The sequence below is a fragment of the Citricoccus zhacaiensis genome (assembly GCF_014645315.1).
GTDB classification, from domain to species: Bacteria; Actinomycetota; Actinomycetes; order Actinomycetales; family Micrococcaceae; genus Citricoccus; species Citricoccus zhacaiensis.
In genome coordinates, this window is the sequence record NZ_BMLQ01000007.1 from 110,778 (window position 1) to 131,948 (window position 21,171).

17 protein-coding genes are annotated in these 21,171 nt (G+C 69.0%); 11 read left to right on the forward strand and 6 right to left on the reverse strand.

All coding sequences use genetic code 11. From position 1 onward, the window contains the following. The first annotated feature begins 21 nt into the window (after positions 1–21). The 4 genes from IEX49_RS12375 (at position 22) to IEX49_RS12390 (ending at position 6,703) form a co-directional block, all read left to right on the forward strand. A complete protein-coding gene (locus tag IEX49_RS12375) occupies positions 22–3,711 on the forward strand; it encodes a proline dehydrogenase family protein (protein ID WP_188806471.1) in 3,690 nt (1,229 codons plus the stop codon). Between the two features lie 133 nt (positions 3,712–3,844). Continuing rightward, complete coding sequence (locus tag IEX49_RS12380; RefSeq protein WP_188806472.1) at positions 3,845–4,693, forward strand: TetR/AcrR family transcriptional regulator; 849 nt, start codon at positions 3,845–3,847, stop codon at positions 4,691–4,693. Between the two features lie 9 nt (positions 4,694–4,702). Further along, entirely contained in the window at positions 4,703–5,392 is a 690-nt protein-coding gene (locus IEX49_RS12385) for a LysE family translocator (protein WP_188806473.1), read from the forward strand. Between the two features lie 42 nt (positions 5,393–5,434). Beyond that, complete coding sequence (locus IEX49_RS12390) at positions 5,435–6,703, forward strand: acyl-CoA dehydrogenase family protein (RefSeq protein ID WP_188806474.1); 1,269 nt, start codon at positions 5,435–5,437, stop codon at positions 6,701–6,703. Between the two features lie 112 nt (positions 6,704–6,815). On the opposite strand, the gene IEX49_RS12395 is transcribed toward IEX49_RS12390, so the two are convergent. The 3 genes from IEX49_RS12395 to IEX49_RS12405 form a co-directional block, all read right to left on the reverse strand. Beyond that, complete coding sequence (locus IEX49_RS12395) at positions 6,816–7,751, reverse strand: enoyl-CoA hydratase/isomerase family protein (RefSeq protein ID WP_188806475.1); 936 nt, start codon at positions 7,749–7,751, stop codon at positions 6,816–6,818. Next, the gene (locus tag IEX49_RS12400) at positions 7,748–9,061 is read right to left on the reverse strand and encodes a CaiB/BaiF CoA transferase family protein (RefSeq protein ID WP_188806476.1); all 1,314 of its coding nucleotides are present in this window, start codon (positions 9,059–9,061) and stop codon (positions 7,748–7,750) included. The genes IEX49_RS12395 and IEX49_RS12400 overlap by 4 nt, the downstream gene beginning before the upstream one ends. A 113-nt stretch (positions 9,062–9,174) precedes the next feature. Then, positions 9,175–10,554 (reverse strand): SLC13 family permease, encoded by a 1,380-nt coding sequence (locus IEX49_RS12405; protein ID WP_188806477.1) that lies wholly within the window; start codon positions 10,552–10,554, stop codon positions 9,175–9,177. Between the two features lie 161 nt (positions 10,555–10,715). Here IEX49_RS12405 and IEX49_RS12410 point away from each other — a divergent pair, with 161 nt between their 5' ends. The 3 genes from IEX49_RS12410 (at position 10,716) to IEX49_RS12420 (ending at position 14,102) form a co-directional block, all read left to right on the forward strand. After that, positions 10,716–11,474 (forward strand): IclR family transcriptional regulator, encoded by a 759-nt coding sequence (locus tag IEX49_RS12410; RefSeq protein WP_188806478.1) that lies wholly within the window; start codon positions 10,716–10,718, stop codon positions 11,472–11,474. Between the two features lie 45 nt (positions 11,475–11,519). Next, entirely contained in the window at positions 11,520–12,077 is a 558-nt protein-coding gene (locus IEX49_RS12415; protein WP_188806479.1) for an acyl-CoA thioesterase, read from the forward strand. Positions 12,078–12,143: 66 nt separating this feature from the next. After that, the gene (locus tag IEX49_RS12420; protein ID WP_188806480.1) at positions 12,144–14,102 is read left to right on the forward strand and encodes an FMN-binding glutamate synthase family protein; all 1,959 of its coding nucleotides are present in this window, start codon (positions 12,144–12,146) and stop codon (positions 14,100–14,102) included. Between the two features lie 12 nt (positions 14,103–14,114). Here IEX49_RS12420 and IEX49_RS12425 read toward each other — a convergent pair whose 3' ends face one another. Further along, on the reverse strand, positions 14,115–15,020 hold the full coding sequence (locus IEX49_RS12425; protein ID WP_188806481.1) for a LysR substrate-binding domain-containing protein: 906 nt from the start codon (positions 15,018–15,020) through the stop codon (positions 14,115–14,117). 37 nt (positions 15,021–15,057) lie between these two features. Beyond that, positions 15,058–16,443, reverse strand: a complete 1,386-nt coding sequence (locus tag IEX49_RS12430; protein ID WP_188806482.1) for an MFS transporter — start codon at positions 16,441–16,443, stop codon at positions 15,058–15,060. Positions 16,444–16,554: 111 nt separating this feature from the next. Between IEX49_RS12430 and IEX49_RS12435 the strand changes: the two genes are divergently transcribed. Then, positions 16,555–17,091 carry a DUF3237 domain-containing protein gene (locus IEX49_RS12435; RefSeq protein WP_188806483.1) on the forward strand — a complete coding sequence of 179 codons (537 nt, stop codon included), beginning with the start codon at positions 16,555–16,557 and terminating at the stop codon, positions 17,089–17,091. A gap of 9 nt (positions 17,092–17,100) precedes the next feature. On the opposite strand, the gene IEX49_RS12440 is transcribed toward IEX49_RS12435, so the two are convergent. Next, positions 17,101–18,129: an Lrp/AsnC family transcriptional regulator gene (locus IEX49_RS12440; protein ID WP_188806484.1), complete on the reverse strand. Its 1,029-nt coding sequence runs from the start codon at positions 18,127–18,129 to the stop codon at positions 17,101–17,103. A gap of 145 nt (positions 18,130–18,274) precedes the next feature. On the opposite strand from IEX49_RS12440, the gene IEX49_RS12445 reads away from it, so the two are divergent. Genes IEX49_RS12445 through IEX49_RS12455 form a run of 3 tightly spaced genes read left to right on the forward strand, consistent with a single transcriptional unit; the run spans position 18,275 to position 21,099 of the window. Continuing rightward, positions 18,275–19,054 carry a DUF5058 family protein gene (locus IEX49_RS12445; RefSeq protein WP_188806485.1) on the forward strand — a complete coding sequence of 260 codons (780 nt, stop codon included), beginning with the start codon at positions 18,275–18,277 and terminating at the stop codon, positions 19,052–19,054. Between the two features lie 51 nt (positions 19,055–19,105). After that, positions 19,106–19,876: a hypothetical protein gene (locus IEX49_RS12450; protein ID WP_373286732.1), complete on the forward strand. Its 771-nt coding sequence runs from the start codon at positions 19,106–19,108 to the stop codon at positions 19,874–19,876. Next, on the forward strand, positions 19,873–21,099 hold the full coding sequence (locus tag IEX49_RS12455) for an amidohydrolase (protein ID WP_188806486.1): 1,227 nt from the start codon (positions 19,873–19,875) through the stop codon (positions 21,097–21,099). Before IEX49_RS12450 ends, IEX49_RS12455 begins: the two co-directional genes overlap by 4 nt. Positions 21,100–21,171: the final 72 nt, after the last annotated feature.

Below are 21,171 nucleotides of genomic sequence, written 5' to 3' on the forward strand. Positions count from 1 at the left end.
GCGGGAGAGAACAATGACAGCATGACCACCCACCCCGTTGATCGCTCCGCCCAGCCCGCAGACCCAGCCATCCCGGACCCCGCGGAACTGCGCGCACTGGCCCCGGCCGCCGTCGAGCAGGTCCGGACCTGGCTCCGGGAGGCGCGAAAGCACCCTGCGAACTTCTCGGCCAAGCAGCTGGCGGGCGTGCTGAAGGACCCGGCGGGACTGGACTTCACGGTCGGCTTCGTGGACCGTGTGGTGCGCCCCGATGACCACCGGATCGCGGCGGAGGCGCTCGCGGACCTGGCGCCCCAGACGCCCGGTTTCCTGCCCTGGTACATGAAGTCGGCCATGAACCTGGGCGGCCGGCTGGCGCCTGCCGTGGCCCCGATCGCCGTGCCGGCGGCCCGCAAGGTCCTGCGCGAGCTGGTCTCCCACCTGATCGTGGACGCCACGGACGCCAAGCTCGGCCCGGCCATCGCCAAGCTGAAGACCGAGGGCATCCGCCTGAACATCAACCTGCTGGGCGAGGCCATCCTCGGCCAGCGAGAAGCCGACCGCCGGATGGACGGCATCCGCACCCTGATCGAGCGGGATGATGTGGACTACGTCTCCGTCAAGGTCTCCGCCGCCACCGCCCCGCACAGCGCCTGGGCGTTCAACGAGGCGGTCGAGGAGGTCACCGCCCACCTTCTGCCGCTCTACGAGCTCGCCGCCTCGCAGGGTGCTGCCGATGGATCCACCAGCAGCGGTCCCACGTTCATCAACCTGGACATGGAGGAGTATCACGACCTGGACATGACGCTGGCCGTGTTCATGCGCCTGATGGATAACCCCGCGCTCCACGATCTCGAGGCCGGGATCGTGCTGCAGGCCTACCTGCCGGACGCCCTGGATGCCATGATCCGCCTACAGGAGTTCGCCGCCCGCCGCGTGGCCGCCGGCGGTGCCCCGCTCAAGGTCCGCGTGGTCAAGGGCGCCAACCTGCCCATGGAACAGGTCCAGGCCTCCATCACCGGCTGGCCCGCCGCCACGGTGCCCTCCAAGCAGGCGGCGGACACCAACTACAAGCGTGTGCTGAACTACGCCCTCACGCCCGAGCACACCCGGAACGTGCGGATCGGTGTGGCCGGGCACAACCTCTTCGACGTGGCGCTGGCCTGGCTGCTCGTACAGGAACGCGGGCTCACCACCCAGTGGAAGGACGGTGGCCGCAGCCCGGACGTCGAGTTCGAGATGCTGCTGGGCATGGCCACCGGTCAGGCCGAGGCCGTCCGGCAGGACGTCGGCTCGCTGCTGCTCTACACCCCCGTGGTCCACCCGCACGAGTTCGACGTGGCCATCTCCTACCTGATCCGCCGCCTCGAGGAGGGAGCCAGCCAGGAGAACTTCATGTCCGCCGTCTTCGAGCTGGACACGGACCCGGCGCTCTTCGCCCGTGAGCAGGACCGTTTCCTGGCCTCGCTCGAGGACCTGGACACCGCCATCCCGACGCCGGCCCGCACCCAGAACCGGCAGCTCGCCTCTGAGGCGGGCCTGAAGGCCGCGCGCGGCCCGGCCCCGGAGCCGGTGGACGGCTTCGCCAACACCCCGGACACCGACCCTTCCCTCGCGGCGAATCGCGACTGGGGGCGGTCCATCACGGCCAACATCCCGGGCTCCACGCTCGGCACCGAGACCGTGGCCGCCGCCACGGTGACCTCACCGGACCAGGTGCAGGCCGCCGTCGGGAAGGCCGTTGCGGCGGGGAAGGCATGGGCGAGCCTGACCGGGACCGAGCGGGAGCGCGTGCTGGGCGCTGTGGCCGATTCCCTCGAGGCGCACCGCGCGGACCTGCTCGAGGTGGCGGCCGCCGAGGCCGGCAAGACGCTGGACCAGGGTGATCCGGAGGTCTCCGAGGCCATCGACTTCGCGCGGTACTACGGCCGGCTGGCCCGCGGGCTCGACGAGGTACCCGGTGCGCAGTTCCACCCGTCCAAGCTCGTGCTCGTCATCCCCCCGTGGAACTTCCCCGTGGCCATCCCGACGGGCGGCGTGCTCGCCGGACTGGCCTCCGGGGCGCCCGTGGTGTTCAAGCCGGCCCCGCAGTCGGTCCGGACCGGGGCCGTCGTCTTCGAAGCCATCCGTGAGGGCCTCGTGGCGGGACTCACCGCCCTGGACGGCGTCAGTGCCGATGAGGCCGGGGCGCTCGCCTCCGACGTGGTGAGCTTCATCAGCATCGACCCGGAGCGGGAGGCCGAGCTCGGTAAGGGACTCGTTGCGCACCCGGATGTGGAACGGGTCATCCTGACCGGCGGCTACGAGACGGCGAAGCTGTTCCGTTCCTTCCGCCCGGACCTGCCGCTGCTGGCCGAGACCTCCGGCAAGAACGCGATCATCGTGACCCCGAGCGCCGACCTGGACCTGGCCGCCAAGGACGTGGTGACCTCAGCGTTCGGCCATGCCGGGCAGAAGTGCTCGGCGTCCTCGCTGGTGATTCTCGTCGGCTCCGTGGCCACCTCCCCGCGCTTCCACCGCCAGCTGGTGGACGCCGCGAACTCCCTGACCGTGCGATATCCGGAAGACCCGCGCTCGCAGATGGGGCCCGTGATCGAGGTCCCGGGCGAGAAGCTGCAGCGGGGGCTGACCGAACTGGGCACCGGAGAGACCTGGGCGCTGGAACCGCGTCAGCTGGACGAGTCCGGGCGGCTCTGGAGTCCCGGCATCCGCGCCGGGGTCCGCCCGGGCTCGGACGCACACCTCACCGAGTACTTCGGGCCCGTGCTCGGCGTGATGACCGCCGAGACGCTGGAGGACGCCATCGAACTCGTCAACGCCGTGGACTACGGCCTGACCTCGGGCATCCACTCCCTGGACCCGGACGAGATCGGGGCCTGGCTGGAGACGGTGAACGCCGGCAACCTCTACGTGAACCGCGGCATCACCGGCGCGATCGTCCGGCGACAGCCCTTCGGCGGCTGGAAGCGCTCCGCCGTCGGCGTCGGCACCAAGGCCGGTGGCCCGCACTACCTGCATGGATTGGGGTCCTGGACGGACGCCCCGGTCGCCGGTCCACCGGAGGAGAAAACCGCCGACGCCGGCCACGCCTTGGCAGGGTCCGTCCTGCGACTGGCCGAGGCTGCCGGTCTCGAGGCCGAGGACCGCGTATGGCTGGCCGGTGCCGCTGCCCTGGACGAGCAGGCGTGGAACGAGTGCTTCGGCGTGGCCACGGATGTCTCCGGGCTGATGGCGGAGCGCAACGTGCTGCGCCACCGCCCGGTCCCGGTGACCGTCCGGTGGGAGTCCGGCCCGCTGGTGCACCTGCTGCGCGTGATCATCGCCGGCCTCCGGGCCGGGGCACCGCTCACGGTGAGCGTGACCGAGGGGCTGCTGGCCGGCGTCGGGCAGGTCCTGGCGGGCGACCCGCAGGTGGAGTTGCGAGTGGAGGATACTGAGGCGTTCCACGCCCGGGCGGCCCAGCTGACCCAGCTGCCGCCGTCCGCGCCCTCCGGCGGGGATCCGCGCATTCGCCTGGTGCTGGACTGGTCGGCGGACGAGGCCCAGGTATCCCGTGCGGCCGTGCTGGCCCTGCATGAGGCGCTCGACGGTTCGCCGGACGTGGCCGTCTACGCGAATCCCGTGGTCTCGGCGGGGGACGTGGAGCTGCTGCCCTTCGTGCACGAGCAGGCCATCTCGATCACGGCCCATCGCTTCGGCACCCCGGATCACCTGACCGACCACCTGCTCTGACCACTCCTGGCAACTCCACTCCTGGCAACTGGAGGTCGAATCCGCACCGCCTACCCGCGAGTAATGGGCGAGAACGGTGCGAATTCGACCTCCTGATGGGGAGGGCGGGGCGGGGCTGGATAGAGTCGGGCGCATGACTCTGGAACCTGCGCAGTCCCGATCCGTCGAGGTCCGATCCCTGGTGGTCGAGGCCGCCGTGGAGCTTTTCAGCGAGCGGGGCTTCGAGGCCACCAGCGTGGACGACCTGGCGCGTGCCGCCGGGCTGTCCCGTTCCACGTACTTCCGTCAGGTCGGCGGCAAGGAGGACGCGGTCTTCGCGGACCACCCGCCGCTGATCGAGGAACTCGCCGCGTGGATGGACGATCAGCCGAGTGATCCCTGGACCACCGTGTGCGCCGCCTCGGAGCGGGTCTTCGCGCATCTGTCCGAGGACCTGGAGCTGGCGCGACGCCGGTACGCCGTGGTCGGCGGGGTGCAGGCCCTGCGTGACCGCGAGATCGTCACGGAACGCCGCTACGAGCAGCTCTTCTCCGGGCATCTGCGCCGGACCGTGCCCGGACTCGAGCCCGTGGACGCCATCGGGTTCGCTGCCCTCGTCACGGCCACCCACAACCACTTCCTGCGCCAGGCCGTCCGCAGCGGTGGCGAGGGGGGCAGTGGTGGCCACGGTGACAGGGAAGCGGCCGCCGAGGTCACGGCGCGCTATGCGGAGGCGCTGGACCGGGCGCTGGCCTTGGTTCGGCTGCGTTTCGGGGTCGGTTCCCCGGCGGATGCAGAGACGGGGGCCGGTCCGGGACGTGTGCCGCACCCCGCGGACGACGCCGGCCCGGCGGCGGGCGCGGACCTCGCCGACGGCTCCGGTCGGGTTCCTGACCCAGCCCTCGCACCCGGCCAGGTGGTGGTCGCGAGCTTTCCCACGACGATGCCCTCGGGCGAGGTGCTGCGCCGGGTCCGCGAGGCGCTGGAGTCGAACTCACCGTAATCTGGGCTGATGACGATCCTCGATGCCGTGCTGGCCTTCGCCGTGGTGGCCGGCCTCCTGACGCTGGTCCCAGGCCTGGACACGGCCCTGGTGCTGCGGTCCTCCCTGACCCGGACCCGTCCCTATGCCTGGGCGACCGCCGTGGGCGTGGCCACCGGGGCCATGGTCTGGGGGATTGCCGCCGCCGTGGGGATCTCGGCGCTGCTGACGGCGTCCGAGGTGGCGTACCGAGTGCTGACCGTCGCCGGTGCCGGGTACATGATCTGGCTGGGCGCCTCCATGCTCTGGAAGTCCTTCCGACGTGACGGTGATCCGCGTGAGGGCACCGCGGCCACGCCCCCGGCGGCGGCCTCACCGTGGCAGGGATGGATGGTGGGGGCCGGTACCAACCTGCTCAATCCCAAGGTGGGGGTCTTCTACATCGCCACGATCCCGCAGTTCCTTCCGCCGGGGGTCTCCCCGCTGCTCATGGGTGCGGTGCTGGCCGGGGTGCACTGCGCGCTGTCCCTGGCATGGTTCGCGGTCCTGATCCTCGGCGGTGGCTACGCCCGCCGGTGGCTGGGCAACACGCGGGGGGTGGCGGTGATCGACCGGATCACCGGCGTGGTCCTGGGTGCCTTCGGCGGCAAGTTGCTCATCGATTCGTTCGCTGGCGGGCCGCCCTCCTCGCTGGCACTGCCCAGCACCGTTCGGTATTGAGTTCCACTAGATCTGATACGCAGTCCCACCTATGCTGAGGGGATGACTGAGAACCCTGCCCGCGCCGAGCGTGCGTCTGGCGCCGCCGGATCGCCGTTTCCAGGCGCCACTGAACCCGCCTATGACGTCACGAGCCCACTGGACATCGACTACTACGGCGCCTTCCGGGCCATCCCCGCCGCTGACCGCGAGGTCTGGGAGCGGGCGCGCAAGGCTGCCACCGCCGTCGCTGATCAGATGGCCATGGGCTGGGACCGCCACGAATACCCCATCGAGGCGGCCACCAGCCTCGGACGCCACCAGCTGTTCAACGACGGGCTGACCCACCCGGACCTGGAGCAGTTCTCCCCGCTGGCTACGGGTCTGGTCAACATGGAGCTTTCCCGCGTGGACGGCTCCCTGGGCACCGTGCTGGCGGTCCAGGGTGGGCTCGCGCTGCGCACCCTCGTGTACTTCGGCAGCCAGGAGCAGCAGGAGCGGTACGTGAAGCGCATCGCCGCGGGGGAGGTGCTCGGATCCTTCGCGCTGACCGAGCCGGACCACGGCTCAGACTCCTCGGGACTGGCCACCCGGGCCACCCGCACCGCAGCCGGCTGGGTGCTGCGCGGGGCCAAGAAATGGATTGGCAACGGGGCATCAGGCGGTGTGACCTTCGTCTGGGCACGCGTGGACTCCGAAGGCGAGGAGGACCACGGAGCGGTCCGCTGTTTCCTCGTCCCGCAGGAGACCCCCGGCTACCGGGCTGAGGTCATTGCCGGCAAGGGCGCCCTACGCGCCATCGACCAGGCCCTGATCCACCTGGACGACGTGGAACTGCCCGCGGAGGCCCTGCTGCCCGGCGCGCACTCGTTCAAGGACACCTCCAGGGTCCTCTATGCCACCCGCGCCGGCGTGGCGTGGTCCGCGCTCGGCCATGCCACGGCCTGCTTCGAGTCCGCGCTGGCCTACTCACAGCAGCGGGTGCAGTTCGGCAAGAAGCTGGCCCAGCACCAGATGGTCCAGGAGAAGCTGACCCGGCTGCTCTCCCACCTGGTGGCCATGCAGATGTACTGCATGAACCTGGCCCACCTCGAGTCCGAGGGCATCCTGCGGCCCACCCAGGCGTCCCTGGCGAAGTACCACAACACGCGCACCGCACGCCTGATCGCCTCCGAGGCCCGGGACATGCTCGGCGGCAACGGCATCCTGCTGGAGAACGGGGTCATCCGCCACCAGGCGGACATCGAGGCGATCCACACGTACGAGGGCACGGAATCCGTGCAGGCACTGCTGATCGGCCGCGACCTCACCGGGTTCAGCGCCTTCGCCTGAGAACACGCGCTTCACCTATGCAGGCCGAGGCTGAGATCGTCTCGAGGTTGCCCTCGCATCGCCCCGGGCCTGCCAACGCGGGCCCGGGCGTGCACGTCCATGACCCGATCGGCTACATGCGGGCCGGCTGGCCTCGGCCCAGGCGCCAGGTGAACACGGGTTGCTCCTTGGCAGCGAAGGCCCGGCGTCCTTCGGCAAGATCCTCTCCGGACCGGAAATCGGCCCAAGAGCGGTTCCAGTCCGCCTCGTAGGCACCGACTTCGCCCTCTTGGCCCTCGCCGCATGGAGCCGCGGCCAGACGGGCATAGCTGTCGAGCAGGCGCTTCTGGGTCACCGTAGAGAACAGAGATCTCGACTGGATGGTCCGCACCGTCGCGGCGGCCTGCTCGGCGAAGTCCTCCGCCGGGATCAGGAGGGTGATCAGCCCCCACTCCGCGGCCTGGCGCGGGGTCACTTCGGCGGCGGTCAGCAGCAGATACTTGGCCCGGTCCAAGCCCACCCGGTCGACCAGCCGTTCCAGTCCCGAGCGCGGGTAGATGATGCCCAGCTTGGACGGAGTGATGGCAATCCGGGCGGTGGTTGAGGCGATGAGTAGATCGGCAGCGGCAGCGATCTGCCAGCCACCGCCCATGCAGATCCCTTCCACGAGGGACACGGTCGGCTTGCGCACCGCACGGATGGCCGCGTCCGCCTCGCTGAGCCGGTCGACACCTGTGTCTGGCACGCCTGCGGTTACGGCATCTGGAGCCTTCGCTGCCTCTGGCGGCTCCGGAATCGATGCCACGGACCCGGAGCCGCCCAGTGGGGGAGCGCCGTCGAACAGGACCTCATCGAAGGTGTCCAGCCCGGCCCCGGCGCAGAAATCGCCGCCGGTTCCCGAGATCGCCACCACGCCCACGTCCGGGTGGGCGTCCAGCACGGCCAGCGCCTCCACGAGCGACCGGCACATGTGCCGGCTCAGCGCGTTGCGGTGGCTGGGCCGGTCCAGCACCACGTTCCCCACGCCGCCGTGCACCTCCACGTGGATCTGGCCCTCGTCGGTGTTCATCGGGAGACCACCTCCTGGAGCGCGGCATCAGCGGGGGTCGCCTGTGGTGATGAATCGGGTTGAGCCTTGACGACGCCTGCCGCCACGAGGCGGTCGATGTCGGCCTCGGGAATCCCTAGGCCGGCGAGGATGCTCAGGGCATTTGCCGAGAGTCCCGGCGGTGCGGAACGGACCGGCGTCGGGTAGCCGGCCAGGCTGACGGGACCGCGGAGGATTTCCAGCTCGCGTCCGTCCGGACGGCGGGTGCGCTGGATCATGTCGAGGGCCAGGGTGTGCTCGTCCGCCATGACCTGCCCATAGTCGCGGATCGGGCCGGCCGGGATACCAAGGCCGCGAATGTCCTCGATCCACTTCTCGGCCGGGTGGGACCGCAGAGAGGCGGCGATCTCCCGGTCCAGCGCGTCCCGATGTTCCGTCCGCTCTTGGCCGTTGACGAAGCGAGGGTCCTCGAGCAGGTCGGTGCGGCCGATCAGCGTGCAGAAGTCGGTCCAGTGCCGCTGGGTGGAGACGGCCAGAACGATCGGAACGGTGGCCGTGGGGTAGGAACCGTACGGGGTGATGCTGGGGTGGCTGTTGCCCTGGCGGTGAGGTGTGGTCCCCGTGCTCAGGGCCTTCTGGCCCTGGAAAACGGACATGGCCACGGCGGTCTCGTAGAGGGAGGTGGCCCCGGTGCGGGTGGGATTGCCGCGTTCCCGTCCGAAGAGCAGTGATACGGCGGTGAAGGCGGCCACCATGCCCGAGGCGATGTCCACGATGGGCAGTCCCACCCGGTAGCCGTCCCCATCGGCCGGGCCGGTCACCGAGGTGATGCCGGTGATGCCCTGAATAACCTGGTCGAGCCCGGGCAGGTCCCGTAGGGGACCCTTCTGTCCGTAAGCGTTAACGCTGACATGGACCAAGTCCGGGTTGAGGTTGTGGAGGTCCTCCGTGCTGTAGCCCATCTTCTCCAGGGTGCCCAGTTTGAAGTTCTCCACCAGGACGTCGGCGGAACTGAGCAGGGTCCGGAACACCTCCTTGCCGTCCTCGGAGTAGAGGTCGATCCAGATCGACTCCTTGTTGCGATTAGTCGAGTCGAAGTACAGACTGTCCTTGCCGTCGAACGGTGGCCACTGACGGGACGGGTCCCCGGTGCCGGACTCCACCTTCACCACGCGGGCTCCGAGATCTGCCAACAAGGCAGTGCAATAGGGTCCGGCCAGGGCCCGGCTCAGATCGACGACGGTGACGCCGTCGAGCGGAAGGGGAGCCGGGGTCTCCTGGTCGGGGGCTTTCGAGATGGGCAGGGCCTGGGGTTCGGGAAGCGGTGACATGGTGGTCCTTTCAAAGCGGTCCCGGCCCGGAGAGGCCAGCGGTGCGGCCCTCGATGGAGATTTCTTGCGGGCATCCGAGCGAGGGTGGGGGCGGACGGGGGGTACTACTCCGGTCAGAGCATGGTGGGCAGCACCAGGGCGCCGACCATGGCAAGCGGTCCCACGACCACCATGGACAGGCCCCAGCGGGTCAGGTTCGCGGTGACACGTGGACGCTCGTCCTCGTCCACGGTGGCCACGGCGGTGGCCCCCACGGTCGAGAATGGAGAGACATCCACGATCGAGGAGCAGACCCCCAGGGCAGCGATCACAGCCCAGCCGGCGATGTCGCCGCCGGAGACCAGGGGGATGGCCAGGGGCACGAGCGCAGCCAGCATGCCAGTGGTGGAGGCGAAGGCGGATACCAGGCCGCCGATCAGGCAGATGATGAAGGCGGCGAGCAGCGGCGTGCCCACGCTGCTGGCGGCCTCGCCGAGCATGTCCACGGCGCCCATGGTCTGCAGCACCCCCACGTAGGTGATGATGCCACCCACCATGAGGATGGTGGACCAGTCGATCTTGGCGACGGCGGCACGGCCGGTGGACGGGTCCACGAGGGTCATCACCGTGGCGAAGACGAAGCAGAGGATGCCGATGTCCGGGTCGAGGCCGACCATGGCGACGGCCACCACGGAGAGGACGAGGCCGGCCATGCAGAGCACAGTGCACTTCTGAGCGAGTGTCATCGGGGTGGAGGCAGGTGGAGCCTCGGAGGCACGCTCCAGGACGGTGGTGGCCACCGCCCGGGAGCGGGTGGTGTAGCCCTCGCGCTCGAAGGGGTGTGAGGGCAACGGATCCTTCGTGGCGAAGCCCGGACGTGGGGTGGTGTCCCGATCGAAGCGGTCGGGGGACTTCAGCAACTTCAGCCCGCCGAAGAGGATGAACGCCGTCAGTAAGAGCACCACGTTGAAGGCCAGGGCGATGACGAACAGCAGTAGCGGGTTCAGATCGATGCCGACCGAGTGGGCGGTCCCATAGGTGACGATGCCAAAGAGGCTGGTGGGGGCGAAGCCGCCACCGCTGATGCCGCTGCCTACGGCGATCCCCATCAGGGTCCGGTTGATTCCGTACTTCTTGGCCAGCGGCATGGCGATGGGCATCATCACCAGCCCGGCCAAGGGGGCGCCCATGGCTGCGATGCCCGTGGTCAGCCCGAACATGGCGAAGGGCAACAGCACGGCCCGATCGCCGATCCGGGTGATCACCACGTTGATGATGCGGTCAACAGTGCCGTTCTGCTGGGCAATGGCGAAGAAATAGGTCACGCCGGCGAGGAGGACGAGGAGGGAGACGGGGAACCCCCCGATGATGTCATCCATCTCCATGTCTGCGAGCCAGATGCCGACGCCGGCTGCGGCCGCGAGCATGATGACCCCCAAATGGACCTTGCGCAGGGTGGCCAGTGTGAAGACTGCCACGAAGATCACGATTGCCAGGATCTGTAGTCCCACCATCAACCCTTCGTTTGTGGTTCACTAGATGAACCATCGGTTCATTTGCTCGTCCAAGTAACCTAGGTCACATCAGATGGTCGGTCAAGGGTGACCGGCGCTGGCGGGGCCGATGACGCGTGCCCGGGGCAGCAGAAGCCCCCGGAGGATTGAAAGGGGTCGTCATGACCACCCGAAGTGTGGACACGGCCTTGTCGATTGTCGAAATCCTGGCGGAGGATGGCGCGCTGGGCCTCTCTGAGATGGCTCGTCGCCTCGAGATGTCCAAGGCCACGGCCCTGCGGCTGCTCAAGACCCTGGAGGCCAAGGGGTGGGTTCGGCAGGAGCCGGAGCCGTCCTTGGCTTGGAGCCTGTCCCAGCAATTTGCGTGGCTGGGGCGGCAGGTCTCCATGGATACCTCTCTTCGGGAAATCGCCCTGGACAGCATGAACCGGCTGCAATTGGAGACCACGGAGACGGTGCACCTCACCGCCGTGCAGCTGGACCACCTGGTGCTCATTGAGCGGCTCGATTCACCGCATGAGCTGCGTGCCTTTTTCGCCCTGGGAACACAGTTGCCGTTCCATGCCTCGGCCTCCGGGCTTGCCTACCTGTCGGCCCTGCCGGATGTGGAGGTCGAGGGGCTGCTCCGAGGAGTGCTGGAGCGGAAGACCGAGCGAACGCTGACCGACCCCGAGGTCATCGGCGGCGCCGTGCGAGAGGTGCGTACTCGGGGTTACTCCCTCAACAACGGAGGGCTGGTGGGAGATATCTCCTCAGTCGGCGCACCCCTGGTGGGCGCCGATGGACGGCCGGTGGGAGCCCTCTCCGTGTCTGGTCCGACCAGTCGCCTGACGGAGGAGCGCCGGATGGCCGTGGGCCCCCTCGTGGTCGGCGCCGCTCGTGAGGTGTCTAGGCGCCTCGCCCGGGGCCCTGGGTCTTGAGTCGCGCGCTACCCATGAGTAACTTCTCGTGACAGCATGGTGCACATGCACCTGATCTTCCGCACCCTGCTGTTGCTCATCACCTCGCGGCGCCGCTCCAAGCTGAGCATCTGGGGCAGTTCCTCGCTGCCGCTGAGGGCCCTGCCGACCGACGTGGACATCGCGGTGCACGTCAACAACGGGATGTACTTCTCCCTCATGGACCTGGGCCGCTTAGACCTGATGGTCCGTGCCGGTGTCTGGGACCTGATGCGGAGGAAGAAGTGGTCACCGGTAGTGCAGGCCGAGCAGATCGCCTTCCGGAAGTCGGTGAACCTGTGGCAGCGCTACACCTTGGAGACCCGGATCATCGGCCTGGATGACAAGTCCATCTGGTTCGAGCAGCGCTTCGTGGTGGACGGCGAGGTCTACGTCAGGGCCCATGTGGCCACCCGGCTCCTCGGTGTGGATGGCCCGGTGTCCAACGAGGAGATCCTGACGGCGGTCGCCGAGGAGCTCGGTCAGCCGAAGCCGCCCGAGCTCGAGTTGCCCGAGTGGCTGCACGAGTGGCGCACCAATGTCGCCCTGCCCGGCTCTCGGAAGCCGGCCCCACACCTCTGGTGAGATGAACGCGGGAGGCCGCGCGCCGCCGTCGTGCGTTCTGCGTCACGTGGGTGCAGGATGGGAGGCATGAACAACCGCCTCCTCATCATCGGCGGGCTCACCACGCTCGTCCTCATCCTGGTCATCGCCTACCTGGTCGGGTTCTGGGCGTGGATCTTCCTCGGCCTGGTCGCACTGCTGCTCGTGGGGCTGGCCATCTGGGACGTGACCCAGAAGCGGCATGCGATCCTGCGGAACTTCCCGGTGATCGGGCACATGCGGTACCTGCTGGAATCGATCCGTCCGGAGATCCAGCAGTACTTCATCGAGCGGAACTTCGACGGCAAGCCCTTCGACCGGGACACCCGTTCGATCGTGTACTCGCGGTCCAAGGGCGCGGATGACCACAAGGCCTTCGGCACGGAGCGGGACACGGGGCGGATCGGCTACGAGTTCCTCCTGCATTCCACGGCCCCCGTGGCGCCGCCGGAGAAGATCCCCACCGTGCGGATCGGCGGGCCTGACTGCCGCCAGCCCTATGACCTGTCCCTGATGAACATCTCCTCCATGTCCTTCGGCTCGCTGTCCAAGAACGCGGTGGTGGCCATGAACAAGGGGGCCGCCCTGGGCGGGTTCATCCACGAGACCGGCGAGGGCGGGTTGACGAAGTACCACCGCGGCAACGGGGCGGACCTGTTCTGGGAGATCGGCTCGGGCTACTTCGGCTGCCGCACCGAGGACGGCCGGTTCAACCCGGAGAGCTTCGCGGAGAAGGCCACCCTGCCGGAGGTCAAGGGAATCACCATCAAACTCTCCCAGGGGGCCAAGCCCGGGCTCGGCGGGGTGCTGCCCGGCCCCAAGGTCACCCCGGAAATCGCGGAGGCGCGCGAGGTGCCGGTCGGCGTCGACTGCATCTCCCCGGCCTCCCATTCGGCCTTCACCACACCCCGGGAGATGGTCCGGTTCATCGGCCACCTGCGCCAACTCTCCGATGGGAAACCGATCGGCATCAAATTCTGCGTCGGTTCCCGCACGGACGTGCTGGCCATGTGCAAGGCCATCTGGGAGGAGCGGACCGCCCCCGACTACATCATCGTGGACGGTTCAGAGGGCGGCACCGGCGCGGCTCCGCTGGAGTACTCCGACCACGTGGGCACTCCGCTGACCGAGGGCCTCATGCTGGTGCACAACGCCCTGGTCGGCACGGGGCTGCGGCACATGATCAAGCTGGGCGCCGCGGGCAAGGTCGCCACCGGATCGGACATCGTCAAACGGCTGATCCAGGGGGCCGACTTCACCATGTCCGCCCGCGCCATGATGATGGCCACCGGTTGCATCCAGGCCCAGAAGTGCCACACGAACCACTGCCCCGTGGGCGTGGCCACGCAGGACCCACGGCTCACCCGGGCGCTGGACGTGGAGGACAAGTCCAAGCGCGTGCACAACTACCAGAAGCTCACCGTCCGTGAGGCCGTGCAGATCATGGCGTCCATGGGCCTGAACCATCCGTCCCAGCTGAACACCCGCATGCTGCGCCGCCGGGTGGACCACCTCAACACCCGCTCCTACGCCTCCATCTACCACTGGTTGCGTGAGGACGAGCTGCTCAACGAGCCACCGCGCGGCTGGGCCGCCGACTGGCGGGAGGCGGACGCGGACCACTTCGGCGAACACGCGCCCGTCAGCTATCTGACCGAGCCGGATCCGCAGTGGCGTGATGAACTGGACGTGCAGACCTCCGCGATGTCCCTCGAGGACCTGCGCGACTCCCTGCGTTCCGGTGAAGTGCAACGGCCAGTCCCGACGCCGGCCGGTTCCGCCAGCGCGGGCAGAGGCTCAGGCACGGGTACAGACTCAGCCGCCGACCGCAGCGGCGAGGGACAGAGCGAAGGCGAGGGCGAACCTCGTTCCGAGGGTCGGCCACCCGAGCGCAACGCCGACGAGAAGGACATCGACGGCGCCCGGCCGCGGCGTTCGGGTTCGGACACCGGTTCCACGCCCGTGGTCAGCAACGAGCCCCGGCCGGAGGGCCGGCTGGGGTCCTGACGGCCATCGCCTTCACGGCGCCGGTGCGACCTGCGGACCCAGGGCGATGGCCAGGTCCACGAAGCTCCGGCCCGGCGCGGGCAGCCTCCTCCGTTCCGCCCAGGCGATGGACGCCCGTTCCAGGTGGGGCACAGGGTCCAGGGGAACGCAGGCCACAGGCAGGCCTTCGTAGGAGACGTCCTGCCGGGGCCGCTGGATGAAGATCGAATAACCCAGGCCGCGGGCCACCAGGGACCGGATGAGCTCGAAGTCCGGGGACTTCATCCGCACGTTCGGGGCCGCACCGTGGTGGGCGAAGTACGAGAGGATGTCGTCGGAACTGGGGGAGACGTCCATGAGCAGCAGGGGCTCCGCCGCCAGTTCGGCCAGGGGTGCCCGTCCCTGTTCGGCGAAGCGGTGATCGGCCGGCAACAGGGCGTACATCGTCGTGTCGTAGAGGCGGGCGGAGCCCAATCCGGGCAGGGCATGGAGGTTGTACGCCAGGACCACGTCCAGGATTCCGAGGGAGAGCTGCTCCACGAGCTCGGCCCGGTTCCCGGTGGTCACAGAGACGGTGACGCCGGGGTGCCGGGAGGCGAACTCGGACCAGAGCGCGGGCAGGACCGTCGGGGCCAGGGACCGGAAACAACCGATGGCGAGGGTTCCGCCGAGTTGCCGGTCGCCGTCGGGCACCTCGAGGTCAAGGGCCTGGTCCAGCACCGAGCGCGCCCGGACGAAGAAGTCCTCCCCGGAGGCGGTGAGGACCACGCCCTCGGCCTTGCTGCGGCGGCACAGCACGGTGCCGGAGATGCGCTCGAGGGTGTCCAGGGCCTCCGTGATGGAGGTCCTGGACACCCTCAGCTGGGCGGCCGCGGCGCTGATGCTGCCGGTCCGGGCCACGGCGCAGAAGTGTTCGAGTTGGCGCAGTGTGAGTCGCACCCGTCCCCGTCTTCCTGCCGGACCGGTGCCGGCGGGTTCAGCGGAGGTCGCGGCGGGCGGTCTCCGGCATCTTGATGATGACCACCACGCTAACCAGGCAGAGCAGGATCATGTAGCCCACGAACAGCCCGTGCATCCCGATGCTGGACAACCAGGTGTTCAGATAGGGCGCCGTGCCGCCGAAGATCGCCCCGGAGGTGGCGTATCCGACGCCGATCAGCGTGGCTCGCAGCTTGGTCGGGACCAGTTCGGCGAAGACGGCGCCGAGCGGGGCGCAGTTCGCGGCCAGCAGCAGCGAGCCGGCGGCCATGGCCAGGAAGAGCATGAACGGGCTCGGGCCGAGCATCCACTCCAGGGGAAAGGCCACGAGTGCGAAGCCGGCGGCGAAGACCATCAGCACCGGCTTGCGCCCGAAGCGGTCGGAGAGTCTGCCCATCACGGGGATGGCCACCAGGAACACGGCCTGTCCGCACAACCCGGCCACCAGGGAAGCGTTCGGGTCCATGCCGAACTCGCGTGATGCGTAGCCGGGGGCGAAGATGAACCAGGTGTAGAAGGCCACCACGCCGGAGATCGTCAGGCCGACGATCTGCAGCAGCGGCTTCCACTCGCGGCCCAGCTCAGAGAAGACCTCCCGCAGGGACTGGGAGTCCGCACCCTCGCGTTCGTCACGCTCCTTGCGCTCGGTATGCACCTCGGACTCATTCATGGTCCTGCGGATGTAGAGCGCATAGACCCCGAGGACAGCCGCGACGGCGAAGGGGATGCGCCAGCCGAACTCGGCCATCTGCGCCTCGGAGAGCAGTGCGGTCAGCAGCACGCCGACGCCGGTGGCGAGCATGGTGCCCACCCCCACGCCGAGCCACGGGGTAGAGGCCCAGAAGCCGCGCTTGTCCTGCGGGGCGATCTCCGCCAGATAGGTGAACGCGCTGCCGGTCTCGCCGCCATGCGACAGGCCCTGGATGAGGCGGGCCACCAGGAGGACGACGCCGGCCCACACACCGATCGCGTCAAAGGTCGGTGCGACGGCGATCAGCAGGGAACCGAAGGAGGCCAGCAGGATGGCCAGGGTCAGGCTGAACTTCCTCCCCTTGTCATCCGCCAGCCGGCCGAACAGCCACCCGCCCACCGGACGCATAAGAAAACCGACCGCAAAGACGGCCAGCGTGGAGAGCAGGCTGGAGACCGGGTCCTCAGCGCGGAAGAACTGGGCGGCGAAGAACGGCGCGAAGATCGCGTAGATGTTCCAGTCGAACCACTCCAGGGCATTGCCGATGTTGACGGCGACGAGGTCCCGGGGCCGGCCGGCGCGCGGCGCGGTGCCGGCGGTGGTGGCCGTGTGGGGACCGGGCGATGAGACGGATGCGGGGTCCGGAGAAGGGCCACCCGAGGCGCGGGGCTGGGAAACGGTGCTGTGATCCATAACACCTCATGGTGCCCCTGACCGTTGGTGATCTCAACGGAATTCGCTGTGCATCGGATGCACGGAGGATGTGCATGGCGTCCGCAGCGAGCCGGCCCTAGCGTGGTGCTCATGTCCCAGATTTCCACCCCCGCCTCCTCGGCGCCGGCCTCTGTCTCCACCGCCGGGCGCCCCGACGCCACCGCTGGCCCCACGCCGCCCCGACTCGAGTTCCTGGCCACCGTGGCGGTGGACGTGGCCGAGCCCGTGGAGGTCGGACGGACCCACCGGGGGTTGCGCCGCGTCATCCCGATCTCCGGCGGCACCGTCACCGGCCCCGGGCTGAACGGTCGCATCCTGCCCGGCGGGGCGGACTTCCAGCTCATCCAGTCGGAGACGGCTTCGGACCTGGATGCCCGGTACGTCATCGAGACCGACGACGGCGACCGGCTCTACGTCATGAACGCGGCCTACCGCACGGGCTCGGCCGAGGACATCTCCGCCCTGGCCCGCGGTGAACGGGTGCCCGCCGAACGGATCTACTTCCGCTGCGCGCCCCGCTTCGAGGTGGCCGGCGAGACCTGGTCCTGGCTGGAGTCCACCGTGGTCATCGGCTCCGGCCGCCGTGAGCCCGACCGGGTCATCATCGACCTCTGGACGGTCTGCTGAAGGACTGCATCAATCCCAGTGGTGGCCCACCTCGACGAAGTCCTCCTGCCGCCGCCCGTCGGTGTCCAAGTGCCACCCGGCACGTTTGGGGATATTCGAGATGATGACGGTCTCGCGGATCTCCAGGCGGGGCAGCCTCTCTGATGCCCGCCGCTCCAAGGCCATGATGTCCGTGGGGGATCGGTGCCACATCATGAACATGAAGTTGGAACGGCCCGTCGTCGAGGCGCACAGGCGCAGGGCGCCGAGCCCGGCCAGTTCGGTGGCCGCTGCGTCGTGGTCGGCGGCCGGGAGCCGGGCGAACCACTGGCACATCACGGGATAGCCCGTGGCCCGGTGGGACACGTCGCAGCGAAAGCTCAAGGTGCCGGAGTCCAGCACCCGCTGGAGCCGGCGTCGTGCTGTGGCCGGGTGCAGGCCGGTGGCCTCGGCGACCTGTGCCGCAGAAGCCCGGCCATCGCGGCCGAGGACGCGCAGAATGGGGCCGAAGGACGGCGGCGGGGGCCCCGGGTGCGCCTCGGGTGCCGACGGCGGACCGGCGGCCGCACGGAGTGCGCGCCGCTGAGCGGAACTCAGGGCATCGAGTTCCCAGTTGGCCGCGGTGCGGTGCAGGCGGGTGCAGAAGGTGGACTCATAGCCGGACAGGTGGGCAATGTCTTCGAGCTGCGGATAGACGATCTCCGTGAGCTGGGTTGGATCGGGGGAGATGACGGTCAGCATGAAATCCCGGTCCCGGTGACATTCCTCCACCGAGAACACCTCCGGAATCCTGCCGATGGCCTCGGCAACTTGCCGCCGGTGGCCGGGTTGGCACCGGACGTCATGGAAGGACAGGGCCATCTGATCCGGGTGCCCCAGAGGGTGGGCGGTGATCCAGGCGGAGCCGCTGCGCTCGAGTCGGCGCCACCGGGCGGCCAGTGAGGTCGGATGCTGGCCGAGGATCTCGCCCAAGACCGTCCATGGCAAGCGTGGGCCGATCTGCAGGGCATGGACCAGTTGGAGATCGCCTTCATCCAGGAGCCGGGGGTCATTGTTCATGATCTTCCCCAAGCAGCCAACGAGTGTAAATTTCCTGCGAATGTCCACGAAGTGATGTAGCGCACACCACAATGGTAGCGACCAACTGCATCAATCTGCTTCCGGGCTCCGCACTGGAACCGAACTCACGAATCGAAGGACCGCCATGATCGCTGCAGCAAGCGTGGCCGCCGCCCAGGCCGCCGACCCGAGCTCGGATCCGAATGCTGTGTTGGCCCTGGCCAACATGCCCGTCCTCTGGATCTGTGCCCTGGGCGTCTTCCTGGTCATCGCCATCCAATCGGTGATCTACATGATGGCCGCCCGCAAGGCTGCGCCGGCCGCCGGCCTGAGCCAACAGGAGCTGAAGACCACGTTCCGGACCGGGGCCATCGCGGCGATCGGTCCTTCGCTGGCGGTCGTCCTCGTGGCCGTCGCCCTGCTGGCCCTGTTCGGCACCCCGGCCACCCTGGTCCGCATCGGCCTGATCGGATCGGTGCAGTATGAGACGGCCGCCGCCAGCATCGCAGCCGGGACGGTCGGCGCGGAACTGGGCGGTCCCTCCTATGACCAGCAGGCATTCGCCATCATGTTCTTCGCCATGAGCCTGGGCGGGGCCATGTGGATGCTTTCCACCCTGATCCTCACGCCCCTGCTGAAGAAGGGCGAGCACCGCATGGCCAAGGTCAACCCGGCTCTCATGACCGTGGTCCCGGCGGCCGCCCTGCTGGGTGCCTTCCTCTCCCTCGGCTTCGCCGAGGTGCCCAAAAGCTCCGTGCACGTGATCACCCTGGCCGCCTCGGCGCTAGTGATGGGGGCGTGCCTGCTGCTGGCCCGCCTGCCGGGGATGCGGTGGCTGCGCGAGTGGGGACTCGGCATCGCCATCCTCCTCGGCCTCGCCGCCGCCTACCTCGCCCAGGCCGCCGGGTTCGCGCCCGCCGCCTGAGCCCGCCCGCCCCGCACACCCCTTGACCTCCCTCCATCGCCAGGAGTCCTGATGACCGCACCATTCGCCACCACATCCGGTGCCACCGCCACCACCTCCACACCCGCCGCGTCGCCGGGCAGCATGGCCGAATTCGACGCCACCACCTCGCGGTGGGGCCGGCTGACCATGCTGGCCGGCCTAGTCTTCTCCCTGGCCGGCCCGCTCTACCTGGTCTTCTTCGCCGACCTCGGCGTGACCGCCACCGCCCTCTTCACGGCCTTCGCCGCCGTCGCCGGCACCTTCTTCGTCATCTGGATCATCGAGCCGATCACCTATTTCCCGATCCTGGGCCCGGCCTCGATGTACCAGGCGTTCATGATCGGCAACATCTCCAACAAGCTGCTGCCCTCTGCCCTCATCGCCCAGGCGCGGATCGACGCCAGGCCGGGGACGCACCGCGGCGGCCTCGCGGCCGTCATGGCCATCTGCGGTGCGGCCTTCGTACACCTGCTCTCCCTGCTCGTCTTCGTGGGGATCCTCGGCACCTGGCTCATCAGCGTGATCCCGGAATCCGTCACGGACGTGGTCCGGGTGTACGTCCTGCCCGCTGTGCTGGGCGCGGTCATCATCCAGGCCATCGTCTCCCTCAAGCAGGTCCGCGCCACGGCGGTGGCCGCGGTCGTGGCCGCCCTGGTGCAGTTCGTGCTGGTTCCCCTGGTGCCCGCCCTGGGCATGGCCGCCACGGCGATCTCCGTGATCGTCACCCTCGTGATCGGCTGGTACGTGCGCAAGCGCGAGCCGTTCGAGCCCACCACCACCGAAGGAGAGACTCACCCATGACCGACATCAGCGAGTATCCGGACATTCCGGCTGAGCTGCGCCAACGCATGCTCGACTTCTACCGGCACCTGCACGCGAACCCGGAGCTGTCCATGCAGGAGCACGCCACGGCGGCGTTCATCGAGGCGCACCTGGACACGCTGGGCATCGAACACTTCCGCTGCGGCGGCACCGGCGTCGTGGGTGTGCTGCGCAACGGAGAGGGGCCCGTCGTCGGGTTCCGGGCAGACACGGACGGATTGCCGATCCAGGAGGACTCCACGGTCGACTACCGCAGCACCGCCCGTGGCACTCTGGCCGATGGCACCGAGGTGCCGGTGATGCACGGCTGCGGCCATGACACCCACGTGGCCGCGCTGATGACGGCCGCCGAGGTCCTGGCTGCGGACCGGGACAGCTGGTCCGGCACCCTGGTGCTCCTCTTCCAGCCGGGGGAGGAGACCGCGGCCGGTGCCCAGGCGATGGTGGAGGACGGCCTGTGGGAGAAGGCCCCGCAGCCCGAGATCATCTACGGGCAGCACGTCATGCCGGGGTTGGCCGGGACCGTCGAGGTGGTCTCCGGGCCGGCCATGGCCTATGCGGACTCCTGGAAGGTGACGCTGTACGGCGAGCAGTCCCACGGCTCGCAGCCCCAGGACTCCATCGACCCCATCGTGCTTGGGGCGCACATCGTCACCCGCCTCCAGGGCATCGTCTCCCGGGAGATCGGACCCCGCCGGGCCGCCGTCGTGACCGTGGGCACCTTCCACGCCGGCCTGAAGGAGAACATCATCCCGGCCACCGCCGAGTTCACGCTGAACGTGCGCACCATGGAGGACGACGTCCGCGAGAGCGTCCTGGCCGCGATCCGCCGCATCATCTCCGCCGAGGCGGCCGCCTCCGGCGCCCCCGAGCCCCGGATCGAGGAGCTGTACCGCTTCCCGCGGAACCTCAACGACCCGGACGCGACGGCGGCGCTCGCCGAGGTGCTGCGCGGCGCCCTGGGTGCCGAGAACGTGCTGGACGGCGAACCCCGGATGGGCTCCGAGGACTTCGGCACCCTGCCCGGGGCGCTCGGTGTACCCTCCGTGTTCTGGTTCTTCGGCGGCTTCGACGCGGCCACCGTGGAGTCCGGCACCATGCCGGTCAACCACTCGCCCCGCTTCGTCCCCGTGCCGGAGCCCACCCTCTGGACGGCGGCGACGGCGGCACTCGCCGCCCTGCGATCCCGCCTCGGTTCCTGATCCCGAACCAACGCTTTCAGTCGAGTTGGGGTGGGTGGTTTCGCAGAAGACCCACCCCAACTCGACTGAAAA

What these genes read in the sequence shown, in the direction of transcription:
- IEX49_RS12405 (WP_188806477.1), bottom strand. Translation starts at nt 10,554, where the DNA reads ATGGTGGGACTACAGATCCTGGCAATCGTGATCTTCGTGGCAGTCTTC.
- IEX49_RS12455 (WP_188806486.1), top strand. Translation starts at nt 19,873, where the DNA reads ATGACCGACATCAGCGAGTATCCGGACATTCCGGCTGAGCTGCGCCAA.
- IEX49_RS12380 (WP_188806472.1), top strand. Translation starts at nt 3,845, where the DNA reads ATGACTCTGGAACCTGCGCAGTCCCGATCCGTCGAGGTCCGATCCCTG.
- IEX49_RS12445 (WP_188806485.1), top strand. Translation starts at nt 18,275, where the DNA reads ATGATCGCTGCAGCAAGCGTGGCCGCCGCCCAGGCCGCCGACCCGAGC.
- IEX49_RS12395 (WP_188806475.1), bottom strand. Translation starts at nt 7,751, where the DNA reads ATGAACACCGACGAGGGCCAGATCCACGTGGAGGTGCACGGCGGCGTG.
- IEX49_RS12435 (WP_188806483.1), top strand. Translation starts at nt 16,555, where the DNA reads ATGTCCCAGATTTCCACCCCCGCCTCCTCGGCGCCGGCCTCTGTCTCC.
- IEX49_RS12375 (WP_188806471.1), top strand. Translation starts at nt 22, where the DNA reads ATGACCACCCACCCCGTTGATCGCTCCGCCCAGCCCGCAGACCCAGCC.
- IEX49_RS12385 (WP_188806473.1), top strand. Translation starts at nt 4,703, where the DNA reads ATGACGATCCTCGATGCCGTGCTGGCCTTCGCCGTGGTGGCCGGCCTC.
- IEX49_RS12440 (WP_188806484.1), bottom strand. Translation starts at nt 18,129, where the DNA reads ATGAACAATGACCCCCGGCTCCTGGATGAAGGCGATCTCCAACTGGTC.
- IEX49_RS12420 (WP_188806480.1), top strand. Translation starts at nt 12,144, where the DNA reads ATGAACAACCGCCTCCTCATCATCGGCGGGCTCACCACGCTCGTCCTC.
- IEX49_RS12400 (WP_188806476.1), bottom strand. Translation starts at nt 9,061, where the DNA reads ATGTCACCGCTTCCCGAACCCCAGGCCCTGCCCATCTCGAAAGCCCCC.
- IEX49_RS12410 (WP_188806478.1), top strand. Translation starts at nt 10,716, where the DNA reads ATGACCACCCGAAGTGTGGACACGGCCTTGTCGATTGTCGAAATCCTG.
- IEX49_RS12390 (WP_188806474.1), top strand. Translation starts at nt 5,435, where the DNA reads ATGACTGAGAACCCTGCCCGCGCCGAGCGTGCGTCTGGCGCCGCCGGA.
- IEX49_RS12450 (WP_373286732.1), top strand. Translation starts at nt 19,106, where the DNA reads ATGACCGCACCATTCGCCACCACATCCGGTGCCACCGCCACCACCTCC.
- IEX49_RS12415 (WP_188806479.1), top strand. Translation starts at nt 11,520, where the DNA reads ATGCACCTGATCTTCCGCACCCTGCTGTTGCTCATCACCTCGCGGCGC.
- IEX49_RS12430 (WP_188806482.1), bottom strand. Translation starts at nt 16,443, where the DNA reads ATGGATCACAGCACCGTTTCCCAGCCCCGCGCCTCGGGTGGCCCTTCT.